The sequence below is a fragment of the Mycobacterium heidelbergense genome (assembly GCF_010730745.1).
Classification (GTDB): Bacteria; Actinomycetota; Actinomycetes; order Mycobacteriales; family Mycobacteriaceae; genus Mycobacterium; species Mycobacterium heidelbergense.
Genome location: NZ_AP022615.1, coordinates 4,058,886 through 4,075,485, shown reverse-complemented (window position 1 = coordinate 4,075,485; position 16,600 = coordinate 4,058,886). Strand labels below are relative to the sequence as shown.

The window sequence follows — 16,600 nt, the reverse complement described above, 5'->3', positions numbered from 1 at the left end:
GTTACCGATGCCCGCTCAACACCGTTGCGGACTTTCCACGGGGCCGCTCGGGTCCCTAGGAACGGCACTGCAGGGCGGGCGGCAGCGTCTCCGCGACGAAGTAACGCACCACAGCGGTGTCCACGCACTGGTCACCGTTGAAAACCGCGGTGTGCTGGGTTCCGTCGTAGGTGATCAGCGGGGCGCCCAGCTGGCGGGCCAGGTTCACGCCGGCCTGGTACGGGGTGGCCGGGTCGTGCGTCGTGGAGACGACGACGGCCTTGCCCCGCGCGACGGGCGCCGCGGCGTGCGGCTTCGACGTCGCCGGCACCGGCCACAGCGCGCACAGGTCGCGGGGGGCGTCGCCGGTGAACTGCCCGTAGCTCATGAACGGGGCGGCCTGGCGGATCCGGCGATCGGCCGAGACCCACGTCGCCGAATCCGTCGGCGTCGGCGCGTCGACGCAGCGAATGGCGTTGAACGCGTCCTGGTCGTTGGTGTAGTGGCCGCTTTTGTCGCGGCCCTCGTAGTCGTCGGCCAGCAACAGCAGGTCGCCCGCGTCGGTGCCGCGCTGCAGCCCGAGCAGACCGCTGGTCAGATACTTCCAGTGCGCCGGGGTGTACAGCGCGTTGATGGTGCCGGTGGTCGCGTCGGCGTAGCTCAGGCCGCGGGGATCCGACGTCCGGCCCGGCTTGGCGACCAGCGGGTCGACCAGCGCGTGGTAGCGGTTGACGAACTGAGCCGGGTCGGTGCCCAGCGGGCAACCGGCCGAGCGGGCGCAGTCCTTGGCGTAGTCGTTGAAAGCCGTTTGGAATCCGGCCATCTGGTTGATGTTTTCCTCGACCGGGTCGACGGTCGGGTCGATGGCGCCGTCGAGCACCATGGTCCGCACGTGGTTGCCGAACTCCTCGAGGTAGGCGGTGCCCAACTCGGTGCCGTAGCTGTAGCCGAGGTAGTTGATCTGGTCCTCACCCAGCGCCTGGCGCACCATGTCCATGTCGCGCGCGCCGGACGCGGTGCCGATGTTGGCCAGGAACCCGTTGCCCATCCGGTTGACGCATTGCTGGGCCAACTGCCGGTAGAGCTGTTCGATGTGGGCCACGCCGGCCGGGCTGTAATCGACCATCGGGTCCTTGCGGTAGGCGTCGAACTCGGCGTCGGTGCGGCACCGCGCCTGCGGGGTTGAATGACCCACCCCTCGCGGGTCAAACCCCACCAGGTCGAAGTTGGTGGTGATGTCGCTGCCGTCCAGGTCCGACGCCAGGCCGACGACCATGTCGACCGCCGACGCGCCCGGCCCGCCCGGATTGACCAACAGCGATCCCATCCGCCGGCCGGTCGCGGGCACCCGGATGACCGCCAGCTTGGCTTGCGCGCCAGTCGGATTGGCGTAGTCGACGGGGACGGACACGGTGGTGCACTGGGCGGTGGGGACGTCGCTGGTGTCGCTCAGGAATTGGCTGCAGCTCCCCCAGTTCTGCGGCCGCGCCGCAACCGGCGGAGCCGGGCTCGGGGTCTGCCCCGCGCCGGGTTCCGGGGCCGCGCCGGCCACCGGCAGCGTCGATTGCCCGGCAAGCAACAGCCCGAACGACAGCAGCGCCGAGCTCAACGGTCTCAGGCGCGACATGGCTGTCAATCGTGGCAGCTTCGGATACCCGCGACAGCGCGAAAAGGTCACGCCTTGATCTCGCATCCGGCTCTCGCCGAGCCCTCCCACGCCGAGCAGCTATCTGGGGGGCTGAGGCCCCGCCGTGGGGGATGAAAATTTGGTGGTGTCGTTCGGCGTGGCTAGGTGGTTGCTTGGCGTGCTGGCGGGGTTGACGCTGGAGGGGTGTTTCGGTGGATCCCGTTGCGTCTGTGTTGTCGTGAGCACGCCGAGCAGCTTGGGACGAAGGGTACCCCGTGGTTGTGCGGGGGCCGTGGTTTGTTGCCTGTGAGCACGCGAGTGAGACTCCTGTTTGTTTTCACTCTTCCCGGAACACGCTGATTAACAACAGGTTCTAGATGATGAGGTGATTGATCATGGAGGTGGTCCATCGGCGGTGTGCAGGCCTTGATGTTTCCAAGAAGGACGCCAAGGTCTGTGTCCGGGTTCAGGGTCAGGGTCGGCGCGCCACCACGACGACGGTGAGCACGTGGGGTTCGACCACCAGCCAGATCCTGGCGTTGCGCGAGCATCTGCTGGCTGAGCAGGTCAGCTGTGTGGTGATCGAATCGACGTCGGATTATTGGAAGCCGTTTTACTACCTGCTTGAAGATGCGCTGCCGGTGATCTTGGCCAACGCTAAGGCGGTGCGTAATGTGCCTGGCCGCAAGACCGATGTCTCGGATGCGATGTGGCTGGCTGACCTGGGCGCACACGGGCTGGTACGCGCCTCGTTCGTGCCGCCGCAGCCGATTCGGGAGTTACGCGATCTGACGCGGGCGCGCACCATGATCACCCGGGCGCGTACCAAGGAGATTCAGCGGCTAGAGAAACTGCTCGAAGACGCCGGGATCAAACTGTCGGCGGTGGCCTCTGACATCGTCGGGGTCTCCGGGCGGGCGATGCTCGAGGCGCTGATCGCCGGGCAGCGCGATCCGGCGGTGCTGGCTGATCTGGCCAAACAACGGCTGCGGGAGAAGATCCCCGCGCTCACCGAGGCGCTGCGCGGGCGGTTTAACGACCATCACGCGTTCATGACGCGGTTGTATCTGGATCGCATCGACGCCCACGACGCCGACGTCGCCCGCCTAGATGAACGCATCGAGGAGGCGATCCAACCCTTTCAAGCCATCCGGGAGTTACTCATGAGCATCCCGGGCTTTTCGACGATCGTGGCCGATGTGTTCATCGCCGAGACCGGCGCGGACATGAGCGTGTTTCCCACTGCGGCGCACCTGGCGTCGTGGGCTGGGGTGGTGCCCGGTTGCAACGAATCAGCGGGCCGGGTCAAATCAGCGGCCACCCGAGCGGGCAACCGCTACCTCAAAGCCGCCCTCGGGGTCGCGGCCCTCTCGGCGGCCCGCAGCAAAGACACCTACTACAACGCCCGCTACCGACGCATCGCCGGCAGCCGCCCACCCCAGCCAAAACGCAGGAACAGAACCAAAGCCCAGCACAGCTCACCAGCGGGCATGATCGCCCTGGTCGCCCTGGAACACAAGATGCTCACCGACGCCTACAACATGCTGATCAACGGCGCTTTCTACCGCGACCCCGGCCCCGGCTACTACACCCGCCACCACCCCAGCAAGACCAAGGCCAACGCCATCAAGCAGCTCGAAGCCCTGGGATACAACGTCATCCTCGAACCACTCACCGAAGTCGCCTAACACCAGGGGCCAGCGACTCACCCGCTTCGGGTCACCACATTTTCGAGTGAGACGCAGAATCGTCTCGCGAAGCTACTTCGCGTGCGATTCTGCGTCTGCTCGCCCTAGCACTTGGCGCCGCTCGGCGGCGTGGCGCCACCGACCAGATACGCCGTCACGTAGTCGTCGACGCAGCTGTCGCCCTGGAACACCACCGTGTGCTGCGTTCCGTCGAAGGTGAGCAGCGAACCGCGGAGCTGGTTCGCCAGATCGACGCCGGCCTTGTAGGGGGTCGCCGGATCGTGCGTGGTCGACACCACCACCGTCGGCGCCAGGCCCGGCGCCGAGATGGCGTGCGGCTTGCTGGTGGGCGGCACCGGCCAGAACGCGCAGGTGCCCAGCGGCGCGTCGCCGGTGAACTGCCCGTAGCTCATGAAGGGCGCGATCTCACGCGACCGCCGGTCCTCGTCAATGACCTTGGCGCGGTCCGTAATCGGTGGCTGGTCAACGCAATTGATCGCGACCCGGGCGTCGGTGGCGTTGGTGTAATGGCCGTGCGAGTCGCGGCGCATGTACATGTCGGCCAGGGCGAGCAGGGTGTCGCCGTGGTGGTCGACCAGTTCGCTCAGGCCGTCGGTCAGGTGGTGCCACAGGGTGGGCGAGTACAACGCCATGATGGTGCCGACGATGGCGTCCGAGTAACTCAGCCCGCGCGGGTCCTTCGTCGGCACCGGCCTGCCGACCATCTCGTTGTTGGGGTCGACCATCGGGTCGACCAGGCTGTGGTAGACGTCGACGGCCTTGGCCGGGTCGGTGCCCAGCGGGCAGCTCGGTTGCTTCGCGCAGTCGGTGGCGTAGTCGTTGAACGCGTCCTGAAATCCCTTGGCCTGACGCAGGTCCGCCTCGATGGGGTCGGCGTTGGGGTCGACGGCGCCGTCGAGGATCATCGCCCGCACCTTCGTGGGGTAGGCCTCGGCGTAGGCGGATCCGATCCGCGTGCCGTAGGAGTAGCCGAGATAGGTCAGCTTGTCGTCGCCCAGCGCCGCGCGAATGGCATCCAGGTCCCGGGCGACGTTGACCGTCCCCACATTGGCGAGGAAGTCCTTGCCCATCTTGTCGACGCAGCGCCCGACGAATTGCTTGGTCTCATCCTCGATGTGGGCCACGCCCGCCGGGCTGTAGTCGACGTTGGGCTCGGTGCGCAGCCGGTCGTTGTCGGCGTCCGAGTTGCACCAGATGGCCGGCCGCGACGACGCCACCCCGCGGGGATCGAAACCCACCAGGTCGAACCGTTCGCGGATGCGCTTGGGCAGCGTCTGGACGACGCCCAGGGCGGCGTCGATGCCGGACTCGCCGGGACCGCCGGGGTTGATCACCAACGAGCCGACCTTGTCGCCCGTCGCGCGGAAGCGGATCAGCGCCAGCGTCGCCACGTCGCCGCCGAGGTGGTCGTAGTCGACGGGCACGGCCAGCCGGCCGCACAGGGCGCCGCTGGGGATCTTGGCCTGTGGGTTAGAGGAGCGGCAGGGCGTCCATTCGATCGCCTGGCCCAGCTTGGGGCCCGCCATCACGGCGCGCCCGCCGACCACGCGGATGCAGCCCGCGGCAAGGAGCGCCACGGCGGCGATCGCCGTCCAGATCAGCAGCGTGCGCGCGATCTTGTCGCGGCGAGACAGGCCCATGCCCACCTATGCTGCCAGAGCCAACCTGAGATTCTGGTGAGCGGGAGGCGCGGCGCCGCGTCCGCAAAATGGCATGTCTCACACCACACCGGCGGTGCAATTGCGCGGAACGGGTGGCAGAATGTCTGGAGTCAGACGACCCGGGGACCCTAGCGGGCCACGAGGATCGACCCGACCACTACCAGGGACAATGATGTCTGAGCAGAACGTTTACGGCGCAAACTCGTCCGGGCAGGCCAAGGCGCCCACCACGATTCGCACCCACCATCTGCAGAAAATGAAGGCCGAGGGCCACAAGTGGGCCATGCTCACGGCCTACGACTATTCGACCGCCCGCATCTTCGACGAGGCCGGCATCCCCGTGCTGCTGGTCGGCGACTCGGCGGCCAACGTCGTCTACGGCTACGACACCACGGTGCCCGTCTCCATCGACGAACTCATCCCGCTGGTCCGCGGCGTGGCGCGGGGCGCCCGGCACGCCATGGTCGTCGCCGACCTGCCGTTCGGCAGCTACGAGGCGGGACCCGCCGCCGCGCTGGCCTCCGCCACCCGGTTCCTGAAGGAGGGCGGCGCGCACGCCGTCAAGCTCGAGGGCGGCGAGCGGGTGGCCGACCAGATCGCCTGCCTGACCGCCGCGGGCATCCCGGTGATGGCGCACATCGGCTTCACGCCGCAAAGCGTCAACGGCCTCGGCGGCTTCCGGGTGCAGGGCCGCGGCGACGCCGCGGAGCAGACCATCGCGGACGCGATCGCCGTCGCCGAGGCCGGGGCGTTTTCGGTCGTCATGGAGATGGTGCCGGCCGAACTGGCCACCCAGATCACCGGCAAGCTGACCATTCCGACCATCGGGATCGGGGCCGGCCCGAACTGCGACGCCCAGGTCCTGGTCTGGCAGGACATGGCCGGCCTCAGCGGCGGCAAGCCCGCCCGCTTCGTCAAACGGTTCGCCGACATCGGCGGCGAGTTACGCCGGGCCGCAACACAATACGCGGACGAGGTGGCGGCGGGCGCGTTCCCCGCCGACGAGCACTGCTTCTGAGATAGCGGCGACGGCGTAGCCGCGCCGAAATCCGTTGTGTGACAGGATGGCCAACGGCACTCAGCCGCGGCATCGCAAGCATGGCACTCTAGGATGCCAACTTACGACCGACAACCACGTTTCACAGACCGCGGCAACCTGCCGTCAATGGAGCCGAAGATGCCCCTAAAAGCGCCGAAAACCTCGCGCCATCTCGAGGTGGAGCGCAAGTTCGACGTCGTGGAGTCCACGGTGTCACCGTCCTTCGAAGGCATCGCCGCGGTCACCCACGTCGAGAAGTCGCCGGTCCAATCGCTGGACGCGACGTACTTCGACACGCCGACCCAGGACCTGGCGCGCAACAAGATCACCCTCCGGCGCCGCACCGGCGGTCACGACGCGGGTTGGCACCTCAAGCTGCCGGCCGGCCCCGACGCCCGCACCGAGGTTCGCGCGCCGCTGGGCGCACCGGAGCGCGGGGCGCAGGACACCGTGCCGGACGAATTGCGGGATATCGTGCTGGCGATCGTCCGCGATCGCCCGCTCGAACCCGTCGCGCGCATCAGCACCGAACGCGAAACCCAAGTGCTCTACGGCGCTGACGGTGCGGCGCTGGCGGAGTTCAGCAACGACCGCGTCACCGCGTGGGCGACCGGGGGCTCCGACGCATCCCCCGCCGAACAGGAGTGGCGCGAATGGGAACTCGAGCTCTCCGAAGCGAGTGAAAAGAACGGGACGGTCGACACGGAGCTGTTGAGCCGGCTGAGCAATCGGCTGCTCGACGCCGGCGCCGCGCCCGCCGGCCACGCCTCCAAGCTGGCGCGCGTGCTGGGCGCGCAGGCTCGGCCCAACGGGGCGCGGCCGCCCGCGGACCCGATACACCGCGCGGTGGCCGAGCAGGTCGACGAGCTGCTGGTGTGGGATCGGGCCGTCCGGGCCGACGCCGACGACGCCGTGCACCAGATGCGGGTGACCATCCGCAAGATCCGCAGCCTGCTGGCCGACTCCCTGGACTCGTTCGGATCGTCCGACACCGCGTGGATTCTCGACGAGCTGCGCGAGCTCGCCAACGTGCTGGGCGCGGCGCGCGACGCCGAGGTGCTCGCCGAGCGCTATCAGCTGGCGCTGGACAAGCTGTCGCCGGAGCTGGTGCGCGGGCGCATCCGGGAACGCCTCGTCGACGGGGCCCGGCGCCGCTACCAGACCGGGCTGCGGCGGTCCCTGATCGCGATGCGCTCGCGGCGATACTTTCGCCTGCTCGACGCCCTCGACGCGGCGGTCGCCGAAATCCCCGCCGCAGCCCCGGGCGAGCAGCAGGCGCCGATCACGCTGGACGCCGCGTACAAGAAGGTCCGCAAGGCCGCAAAGGCCGCAGCCCGGGTGGAGCCGGGGGCCGAGCACGAACGCGACCTGGCGCTGCACCGAATCCGCAAGCGCGCCAAGCGGCTTCGCTACACAGCGGCGGCCACCGGCGAATCGCGGGTGTCCGAGCAGGCCAAGGCGATCCAAACGCTGCTCGGCGACCACCAGGACAGCGTGGTCAGCCGGGAGCACCTCCGCCACCAGGCCGAGGCCGCGCACACCGCCGGCGAGGACACCTTCACCTATGGCCTGCTGTACCAGCAGGAGGCCGACTTGGGCGAGCGGTGCCGTCAGCAGCTCGACGACGCGCTGCGCAAGCTCGCGAAAGCGGTGCGCTAGACCGGGGCGGGCCCGGTCCCTCGCGCGCGGGTGGGTCCCCGCGGGGCTGGGGGCGCCTTCCCCTCGCGAGACTGTAACTACCGACGCGTTTCTCGAGAGACGACGTCGCCAGTTACAGTCTCGCGGACGGCGAGGGCGGACGAGTTGGCCTGTAAGCCGGATTCTGTTCCCCGCCGCCGCGGCGTAAGCAACGGCGGCGGGGCGGCGACCATCCATCTGGACACACCGTCGCCGGGTGCCTCAAGCGGCCTACCCGCAGGCTCGGGCGAGCAACCCTCGAGCGCCTGCGCGGCCGCACTTGCGTGCGGCCTTCTTGGCCTTGCTTCGGGTGGGGTTTGCCTAGCCATCCCGGTCACCCGGAATGCTGGTGCGCTCTTACCGCACCGTTTCACCCTTACCACCGCGGGGGTGGCGGTTTGTTTTCTGTGGCACTTTCCCGCGAGTCACCTCGGATTGCCGTTAGCAATCACCCTGCTCTGTGAAGTCCGGACTTTCCTCGAACCGCCTTGCGACGGTCCGCGGCCGCCCGGCCAACTCGTCCGCACGAACACGGTACTCGCTGCGCAATCTGCTGACCAGCGGCTAACCCTCGGCGTCGCCCATTACACAATTTATTCAATCATTGCCAAGATAGGGATCTTAGTGCCAGGCTGGCCGCATGACAGATACCGAAGGGTTCATCGATCAGGCGTTGATGGGCCTCGCGGAGCCGCAGCCGATGTACAAGGCGTTGCGCGAATCGGCCCCGGTGTTCCGGTCGCCGCAGACGGTGGTTCTCAGCCGGCTCGCCGACATCGAGATGGCGCTCAAGAACACCCAGCTGTTCTCGTCGAACATGGACGCCGTCGACCTCGGCAACGTGCGGCCGCTCATTCCCCTGCAAATCGACCCGCCCGAGCACGCGAAGTACCGCCGCATCCTCGACCCGCTGTTCACCCCGCGCGAGATGGCCCGGCGCGAACCCCTCGTCACCGAGCTGGTGAACGAGATGATCGACCGCTTCGCCGGCCGGGGCGAATGCGACTTCCACGAAGAGTTCGCCGTGCCCCTCCCCTGCACCGTCTTCCTGCAGCTGCTAGGGCTGCCGCTGGAGGACCTCGACCAGTTCCTGGTCTGGAAGGACGGGGTGATCCGGCCGGAGGGCGACACCGGCTACGACCGCCGCCACGAAGCCGCAGCGGGCGTGGCGCAACAGATTTACGAGTACTTCGAGCACGCCATCGACGACCACATCGCCAGCCCGCGCGACGACGTGCTGTCCGCCATGATCGCGGCGACCTTTAAAGAGGACGGTGAGCCACTATCCCGCGAGGAGCTGCTCGACGTCTGCTTCCTGTTCCTCATCGCGGGGCTGGACACGGTCACCGACTCCCTCGACTGCTTCTTCGTGTACCTGGCGCGCCACCCCGATCACCGCCGCCAGCTCGTCGAGCGGCCCGACGTCCTGCCGAGCGCCGTCGAGGAGTTGTTGCGCTGGGAGACACCGGTTCCCGGAGTCGCCCGCGTCGCCATGCAGGACACCGAGGTGGGCGGTTGCCCGATCAGCAAGGGTGAACGGGTCAGCCCACTGCTCGGCGCCGCCAACACCGACCCCGCCGAATTCCCCGACCCGGAGCTGGTCGACTTCGGCCGCAGCCCGAACCGGCACCGCGCGTTCGGCGGAGGGCCGCACCGCTGCCTGGGATCCCACCTCGCGCGCATGGAGCTGCGGGTCGCGCTGCGCGAATTCCACCGGCGCATACCGGATTACGAGATCAGGCCCGGCACGCAGCTGACGTACACGGCGGCGCTGCGGTCCGTGGAATCGCTGCCGCTGGTATTCGCGGTGTCATGACCCGCGTCGCCGTCGACGCCGACCGCTGCACCGGCCATGGCCGCTGCTACACCCTGGCGCCCGACGTGTTCGACGCCGACGAGGCGGGCCACTGCGTCGTGCTGGTCGAGGACGTCTCGGGCGAACTCGAAGCACACGCCATCATCGGCGAGCAGAACTGCCCCGAGCAGGCAATCACCCTGTCGCGCTGAAGGTTTAACCGAAGCAGACCACGACTGCGTACGGCGCTAGCCCGAACCGGCACGATCGGCCCCCTCCGCCAAATCAACGTGCGAAGGGGGCCGATCGCCGTTTGGCGGTCACCGGCTCGCATCGGCGACCACCACGGACTCAGAGCAACTTGAGCAAGTTGGTGATCAACAGCCCGATATTGGTCGCCAGCGTTGCCCCGAAACTGGACATCATCGAGGGCAACTGAGACCAAAGGTTTTGCAACAGCGTGGTCATTCCCGTGCTGGCACTACTGATAATCGGCGTCAGGTCCGGCCAGCCATGGAGGAACTGGTTGCCAAACGCCTGCAGTGCGCCCTGAAGACTCCCACCCGTCGCGATATTCACCGCATTGGGCGCCACCAACTGCTTGGCGACCGCCGGGCTAATGGTCTGAAGCATGAGGATGTTAATGACGCTGGGAAGCAGACCCGTCTTCCCATTAGTGCCGTTGATCAGGGCATTGACCGCAACCCCGGGGATGTTGGCCATGTTGGTGATCGCGCCGACCGGATCCCCGTGAGCCCACGCCGTGGACGCAGCCTGCAGACTCGTTCCGAGGCCGGTCGCGATTTGGGTGGGCAGTCCCAGGATCGCGTCAAGACCAAAGCTCGAGATGCCGGTCGTCGTCAGATAGTTGAGGGCATTGGTGAAGCTTTGGGTCATTTGCCCGGGTATCGCCAGTATCTTTTCCAGCGGCTCCCCGATGTTGATGAAGGGGTTCAACCAGAAAGCGCTGTTCAGGTTGGCGACCATGCCACTGATGTTGCCCGTCGCGTAGTTATTCAACGCCGACTCCAACAGCGGCCAGAACCCGGACGCCTTGGTGCTGGTGAAGTAGGTGAGGGCGCCCTTCGCGGCGGTTTGGTAGGACCCGACATACAGGCTCGCGTAGGACGTCCAGTTCGCGGCGATCTGCTGCAACGCCGGCAACGGGAGCTTTTGGAACGTCGTGGCGATGCTCTGCAGGTTGTTTTGGGTGTATTGCAACGTCTGCAACCAGGTCTGCACGACCATGTTCTGGGTAATCGGGCTGAAGATGTCGTTGAGGGTCGCCGCCGGCACCGCAGCAGCGCCCGCTCCGCCGGCCAGCGAGACGAGCTCGTTTTCCACCCCGGAGAACAAATCCACCAAGCCGTCCGCGGCACCGGCAAGCTGAATGGCCGACACACTCACCTGGCGCAGTTGTTGGGCCACGTGAAGGTCGGGTAGGTGCTGGGCCATCGGGCCGGCGGCGAGAACAGCGGCGCTGGTCAGGGCGATTCCAGCGGTGATGTGGGGGCGGGCTGCGAGATCCACGACCATCTCCTTTGAACAATTCTGAATAACGACGCGTTAAACGTAGCCGTCAAATATGTTGGATGAATTGTGGCCAAAAAACAGACAATTAACCGTGGTGATATATACGTGCAGCAAAACCCGTGTTAAGTGCATGGAAGTTAATTACCGACTAAGACCACATTGACGGCCCGCCAAAGTCATTTGTGGGCGGCGTTGGAATTGGCCAGTATGAGCGTCACATGGTGTCAGTTGCCCGGGCGTCGACAAAGCCATGACGTGAACGCCTCGATCCGCTCACAACCAGGCAGGTCACTCTCCCCACGTGCCGGCGGATTTCACCGCTCGGCGCCACAGCATGCTGACGCGAGCAGGTGGTGAAAACAGTCGTGCGGCTTGTCCGTTATCGCTACGGCACGAGGGAGAAAACCGTCGGCGGATTCAGAGAGCATCAGCGCACGCCCGATCCGGACAGCGCCGGTATGGGCTTGTGGCACAAGCCAATACCGATCACGCCCGGCGACTCACCACAAGCGTTCGCCCGGGACAAGGCCGGGCACACCACACCCACCACCTATCTTGGGCGCACCGTAAAACAGTGCGCACGGGGGTGGCCCAGCACTGACAGCGGGGGATCGCCGAATGGGTCGGCCAAACTCAGAGCAGCAGTGGGTGCGGAAGGGTTTCCATCCCTGGTCGATACCTGGCTTTCGCAGATCACGTGGCTCGTAGATCGAGGAGCACCACGATGTCATCGCGCGTTGCGTGTCACTGCAGATCGCAGCGCCTCGGCGACGAGACCCGCTTGGCCCGGTCGGTGTCGGCGGTGAAGCACTATCTCTCAGCAAAAACGAGAGTGCCCTGTATTACCTGGCGAATAATCGTATCGCTGCGGCGATAGCTACCTTAAGTACGGGGGCGAATGCGGGCCCGTATGCTACCGATAAGTAATTTCATATTTAACTACTATAGCGGCGGTCATAGTTTGCTATGTAGCCCTTACGACGCAGTTAGCAGTATCTTTTCAATCCGTAATAATTGCTGAGCCGCATGTTTCTGAAGCGATCACCCAAAAGTCTCTCGAAAGTCCCACGAGCTTAGGTTCTTGACGGCTATGTCCAGCTCTCGCGCCGCGCGCCCCCGCCCGGCGGTCATGTCGGCGAAGGCGGCCTCGGCGTCGTCGATGCCGATCCGCCGCGTCACCAGCGCTTCCACGCCGCGCCCGCCACGGCCTGGCCGCCCGGGACCCACGCCCGTCGTTCGCCGGCTGCGGCCAATCGGGCCTCGGCCGGGAGCTGGGCGTCGACGGGATCCGGGCGTTCACCCCGCCGCGGACGTTCATGCGGCACCCGTTCCGCAATAACTCGTCGCGAGTGTGAATCCAGGGCTTCGAGTGTGAGCTCATGGTGGGAAAAGGCCGGGCGAAATCGACGCCGTGGGCTCACACTCGAAACCGTGGATTCACACTCGAAACCGTAGATTCACACCCGAAGCCCGGGCTCACACCCGAAGCCGGGGGCCCACACCCGACGCCCAGTCCTCACACCGAAACACCCGAGCGCACACGCCGGTGAGCGCGCACCCCGCTGAGCGCGCACGCCGGTCAGCTGGCGTTGCGGTGCTTGCGCCGGGCGGCGAGTAACTCGGACCAGGAGGCCACGTCGGGGTGCTGCTTGAGCAGCGCCCGCCGCTGGCGTTCTGTCATGCCGCCCCAAACGCCGAACTCCATGTGGTTGTCGAGCGCGTCGGCGAGGCATTCGGCAACGACGGGGCAGCGCCGGCAGATCACCGCGGCTTCCCGCTGCGCCTTTCCGCTGACGAAGAGTTCGTCGGGATCGCCGGAGCGACACAGGGCCTTCGACACCCACGCGATGCGCGGCTCGGTCGCCAAGCGGATGTGGGGGGTGGTTGCATCCATCTTCGACACTCCTATGAGCGGTTGAACAACCCCCCGCGTGCGTCGAGCCTTCGATCCTGCTGCCGGTGTTCGTCGGCCCGACACTGACTATCCCCGCGCCGCCCGGCGGTGTCTGTCCACCGACCGGCCGGTGGCCGGGATGAATCGCGCGTCCCCCGATCGGGGGAACGCCGGCAACCCGCTATGGGACACTGACACGCATGATCGGCGCGGCGGCAGCCGAAAAAGTGCGGGTGGTCGTGGGCGAAGATCACCCGCTGTTCCGCGACGGGCTCGTGCGCGCGCTGACGTCGAGCGGCGTGGTGGACGTGGTCGCCGAAGCCGACGACGGCGTCGCCGCCCTGGCGTTGATCAAGACCCATCGGCCGCACGTCGCGCTGCTGGATTACCGGATGCCCGGGATGGACGGAGCGACGGTGGCCGCCGCGGTACGCCGCGATGACCTGCCGACAAGGGTGTTGCTGCTGTCTGCGCACGACGAGTCGGCGATCGTCTTCCACGCCCTGGCGGAGGGCGCCGCGGGATTCCTGCACAAAGAGTCGACGAAAACCGAGATCGTGAAGGGTGTGCTCGACTGCGCCAATGGCCGGGATGTCGTGTCGGCGAACCTGGCCGCCGGTCTCGCGGGCGAGATCCGCCGCCGCGGCGAAGCCGAGACACCGCAGGCGCTCAGCCCCCGCGAGCGCGAGGTGCTCGACCTCATCGCCCAGGGGTGCAGCATCCCCGCGATCGCCGCCGAGCTGTACCTGGCGCCGTCCACGGTCAAGACCCACGTGCAGCGGCTGTACGAAAAACTCGGCGTCAGCGATCGCGCCGCGGCCGTCGCGGCGGCGATGCGGCGCGGGCTGCTCGAATAGCATGGCCCGCCCGCTGCCTCGGCTGGTCGACTTCGTCGCGGCCGAACCCGTCCGCTTGTCGGCGTTTTTGCGCCTGCCGCTGATCGGTTTGATCGTCTTGCTGGTCTCGGTGTGGGAGGTCGAGCATTGGTTGCCGCTCGCTTACGCGGTGACGCTCGGCGCCTACAGCGTCGCCGCGCTGGTGTGGGTGGCGGTGGTGCTGCGCGGCCCGGTGCCGCCGTGGGCCGGCTGGGCCTCGACGGGGATCGACGTGCTGGCCGTGGTCGCGCTGTGTGTGGTGTCGGGCGGCGCCACCGTGGCGTTGCTGCCGGTGTTCTTCCTGCTGCCGATCTCGGTGGCGTTCCAGGACCGCCCCGAGTTGGCGGCCGGCGTCGGAATCGCCACCGCCGTCGGATATCTCGGTGTGTGGGTCGTCTACGCCAAGCGCGACGACACGGTCGAGCTGCCGAGCGTGGTGTACACCCATTTCGGATTGCTGCTGTGGTTGGCGGCGGCGATGACCGCCCTGTGCTATTTCCTGACGCGGGCCGCGGCGCGCGTGGCGGCGTTGCTCGAGATGCGCCGCACGCTGGTCTCGGAGTCGATGCGCGCCGACGAGCGCCACTCCCGGGCGCTGGCCGAGCAACTCCACGACGGACCGCTGCAGGATCTGCTGGCGGCGCGGCTCGAACTCGACGAAGTCCGCGAACGGCATACCGATCCGGGGCTCGACGCCGCCTATCAGGCGGTGCAGGAGACGGCGACCCGGCTGCGCAGCGCGGTTACCGCGCTGCATCCCCAGGTGCTCACCGAGGTGGGCCTCACCGCCGCGCTGCGTGAGCTGATCCGCGACTACGAGCGCCGTGGGAACTTCGTCGTCGAAGCCGACCTCGAAGAGGTCGGCCGGCCACGGTCACAGTCCCTGTTGTACCGGGCGGGCCGCGAACTGCTCGCCAACGTCTACAAGCATGCGCGGGCGAGCACCGTGCGGGTCCGCCTCACCCGGGCGGCCGACGCCATAACGCTGAGCGTCGTCGACGACGGAATCGGGTTCGACCCGGCCATCCTGGATCGCTGCGTCGCCAAGGGGCACATCGGACTCGCGTCGCTGGCGGTCCGCATCGACGCGATGGGCGGATCGATGAAGCTCGCCTCGACGGCCGGCGGTGGCACGCGGGCATCGGTGACCGCGCCGGCCGGGGCCGACTGAAGTTACAGCGATTGGCCAGTGTGTAAGGCGTTGGGCGATGTACGTTGGGGCTGATCGAGGGGAGCAGTCGTGAGCTTTTCGGTGTGGCCGCCGGAGGTCAATTCGGTGCTGCTGCTCGATGGACCGGGTTCGGACCCGATGTTGGAGGCGGCGGCGGGCTGGGACGTGATCGGCAGCGAGTTGAGCGTGGCGTCGACCGCATTCAGCTCCGTGACCTCGGACTTGGCGGGCCAGGCCTGGCAGGGTCCGGCGTCGGCGTCCATGGCGAACACGGCCGCCCGGTATCTGGGCTGGCTGGGAGGGGCGGCCACGCAGGCCGAACAGTCGGCGGCCCAGGCCCGGGCGGCCGCCAGCGCGTACGAGGCGGCGCTGGCAGCGATCGTGGACCCCGGAGTGATCACGGCCAACCGCGGCCAGTTCGTGTCGCTGGTGACCTCGAACCTGTTCGGTCAGAACGCCCACGCGATCGCGGCCGCCGAGGCCGAATACGAGCAGATGTGGGCCCAGGACGTCGCCGCGATGAGCGGGTATCACCTCAGCGCGTCGGCGGCGGTCACCCAGTTGGAATCGTGGGGACAGGCACTGGAGGGTTTGCCCACAAATCTCGCCACGGTGATCACCGGGACGGCCCACACGCTCTTCGCCGATATCTTCGGGTCACCGGCCGCTCCGCCATTCGCGGCGACGCAAGCGGGGACCTTCAGCGGCACGCCGTCGCTGGCAACCAGGTTTGAGGTCGCCGCGCTGTGGCCGATAAAAGACGTCCTGGGTTTGTTCCCCGGGCTCGAAACCCAAACGGGACTGCTGAATTCGCCGCTCCTCTCGTTGTTTACCGGCAACAATCCGTTGTTCGGGCTGTTTATTGGCAACTCCCCGCCGCAGCTGTTGACGTTGCTGCTGGGCGAGACGGTCCAGCACACCACCTACAACGGGATGCCCGTCCTGCAGATCACGCCCGCTCATCCGTCCGGCAACTACGTGGTCGCCATTCACGGTGGCGCGTTTGTGTTCCCACCCTCGCTCTTCCACTGGCTCGATTACACGGTGATGGCCTATCAGACCGGCGCGACCATCGAGGTGCCGATCTACCCGTTGCTGCAGCAGGGAGGCACCGCCGCCACGGTTGTGCCCCAGATGGCCGGCTTCATCTCCACGCAGATCGCCGCCTATGGGGCCCCGCACGTCAGCGTGATCGGCGACTCCGCGGGCGGCAACCTCGCGCTGGCGGCCACCGAATACATGGTGGCCCAGGGTGATCCCGTGCCGGCGTCAATGGTTCTGCTGTCGCCATGGCTGAACCTGGCGATGACCAATCCGAATATCGGGTACGTTCAGGACCCGCTGCTCTCCGTCGGGCCCGCGCAGGCACTCGGCAAGGTGTGGGCGGGCAGTCTTCCGGTGAGCAACTACATGGTGAGCCCCCTGAATGGGTCACTCAGCGGGCTCCCGCCGACAACCGTCTACTCCGGCTCTTTGGACATACTCTCGCCCGACGTGCTTGTCCTCCAGCAAGAGGCCGTGGCCGCGGGGGCACCGTTCAACTTCGTGCTGGCCAACGGCGAAATACACGACTGGATCATCCTCACCGTGGACGGTCCCCAATACTGGCCGCAGATCGACCAGGAACTCGGCATCTGACC

General features: G+C 67.1%; 13 protein-coding genes and 1 other RNA gene. 8 read left to right on the top strand and 6 right to left on the bottom strand.

What is annotated here, in order from left to right; translation table 11 throughout:
• Nucleotides 1-55: 55 nt before the first annotated feature.
• A complete protein-coding gene (locus G6N25_RS19085) occupies nt 56-1,615 on the bottom strand; it encodes an alpha/beta hydrolase (RefSeq protein WP_142272895.1) in 1,560 nt (519 codons plus the stop codon).
• A gap of 386 nt (nt 1,616-2,001) precedes the next feature.
• Between G6N25_RS19085 and G6N25_RS19080 the strand changes: the two genes are divergently transcribed.
• Nucleotides 2,002-3,294, top strand: a complete 1,293-nt coding sequence (locus G6N25_RS19080) for an IS110 family RNA-guided transposase (RefSeq protein ID WP_083077656.1) — start codon at nt 2,002-2,004, stop codon at nt 3,292-3,294.
• Between the two features lie 104 nt (nt 3,295-3,398).
• Here G6N25_RS19080 and G6N25_RS19075 read toward each other — a convergent pair whose 3' ends face one another.
• The gene (locus tag G6N25_RS19075) at nt 3,399-4,961 is read right to left on the bottom strand and encodes an alpha/beta hydrolase (protein WP_142272655.1); all 1,563 of its coding nucleotides are present in this window, start codon (nt 4,959-4,961) and stop codon (nt 3,399-3,401) included.
• Nucleotides 4,962-5,148: 187 nt separating this feature from the next.
• Here G6N25_RS19075 and panB point away from each other — a divergent pair, with 187 nt between their 5' ends.
• Both panB and G6N25_RS19065 read left to right on the top strand, forming a co-directional pair.
• The gene (gene panB / locus G6N25_RS19070) at nt 5,149-5,994 is read left to right on the top strand and encodes a 3-methyl-2-oxobutanoate hydroxymethyltransferase (protein ID WP_083074465.1); all 846 of its coding nucleotides are present in this window, start codon (nt 5,149-5,151) and stop codon (nt 5,992-5,994) included.
• A gap of 159 nt (nt 5,995-6,153) precedes the next feature.
• Nucleotides 6,154-7,674, top strand: coding sequence for a CYTH and CHAD domain-containing protein (locus G6N25_RS19065; protein WP_083074466.1), 1,521 nt, complete (start codon nt 6,154-6,156; stop codon nt 7,672-7,674).
• Between the two features lie 136 nt (nt 7,675-7,810).
• On the opposite strand, the gene rnpB is transcribed toward G6N25_RS19065, so the two are convergent.
• An RNA gene (gene rnpB, locus G6N25_RS19060) (RNase P RNA component class A) lies at nt 7,811-8,212 on the bottom strand.
• Nucleotides 8,213-8,332: 120 nt separating this feature from the next.
• On the opposite strand from rnpB, the gene G6N25_RS19055 reads away from it, so the two are divergent.
• Entirely contained in the window at nt 8,333-9,508 is a 1,176-nt protein-coding gene (locus G6N25_RS19055; protein WP_083074379.1) for a cytochrome P450, read from the top strand.
• On the top strand, nt 9,505-9,699 hold the full coding sequence (locus G6N25_RS19050; protein ID WP_083074380.1) for a ferredoxin: 195 nt from the start codon (nt 9,505-9,507) through the stop codon (nt 9,697-9,699). Before G6N25_RS19055 ends, G6N25_RS19050 begins: the two co-directional genes overlap by 4 nt.
• A gap of 139 nt (nt 9,700-9,838) precedes the next feature.
• Here the strand turns inward: G6N25_RS19050 and G6N25_RS19045 are convergent, their stop codons facing one another.
• The 3 genes from G6N25_RS19045 to G6N25_RS19035 all read right to left on the bottom strand — a co-directional run bounded on the left by G6N25_RS19045 (nt 9,839) and on the right by G6N25_RS19035 (nt 12,914).
• Entirely contained in the window at nt 9,839-11,017 is a 1,179-nt protein-coding gene (locus tag G6N25_RS19045) for a hypothetical protein (RefSeq protein ID WP_142272656.1), read from the bottom strand.
• Between the two features lie 1,044 nt (nt 11,018-12,061).
• On the bottom strand, nt 12,062-12,199 hold the full coding sequence (locus G6N25_RS19040; RefSeq protein WP_158084879.1) for a hypothetical protein: 138 nt from the start codon (nt 12,197-12,199) through the stop codon (nt 12,062-12,064).
• A 400-nt stretch (nt 12,200-12,599) separates the two neighbouring features.
• Nucleotides 12,600-12,914 carry a WhiB family transcriptional regulator gene (locus G6N25_RS19035; RefSeq protein WP_083074382.1) on the bottom strand — a complete coding sequence of 105 codons (315 nt, stop codon included), beginning with the start codon at nt 12,912-12,914 and terminating at the stop codon, nt 12,600-12,602.
• 200 nt (nt 12,915-13,114) lie between these two features.
• Here G6N25_RS19035 and G6N25_RS19030 point away from each other — a divergent pair, with 200 nt between their 5' ends.
• The 3 genes from G6N25_RS19030 to lipY all read left to right on the top strand — a co-directional run bounded on the left by G6N25_RS19030 (nt 13,115) and on the right by lipY (nt 16,598).
• A complete protein-coding gene (locus G6N25_RS19030; protein ID WP_083074383.1) occupies nt 13,115-13,771 on the top strand; it encodes a response regulator in 657 nt (218 codons plus the stop codon).
• Nucleotide 13,772: 1 nt separating this feature from the next.
• Nucleotides 13,773-14,960 (top strand): sensor histidine kinase, encoded by a 1,188-nt coding sequence (locus G6N25_RS19025; RefSeq protein WP_163672483.1) that lies wholly within the window; start codon nt 13,773-13,775, stop codon nt 14,958-14,960.
• A 69-nt stretch (nt 14,961-15,029) separates the two neighbouring features.
• On the top strand, nt 15,030-16,598 hold the full coding sequence (gene lipY, locus G6N25_RS19020; RefSeq protein ID WP_232065844.1) for a triacylglycerol lipase LipY: 1,569 nt from the start codon (nt 15,030-15,032) through the stop codon (nt 16,596-16,598).
• Nucleotides 16,599-16,600 lie beyond the last annotated feature (2 nt).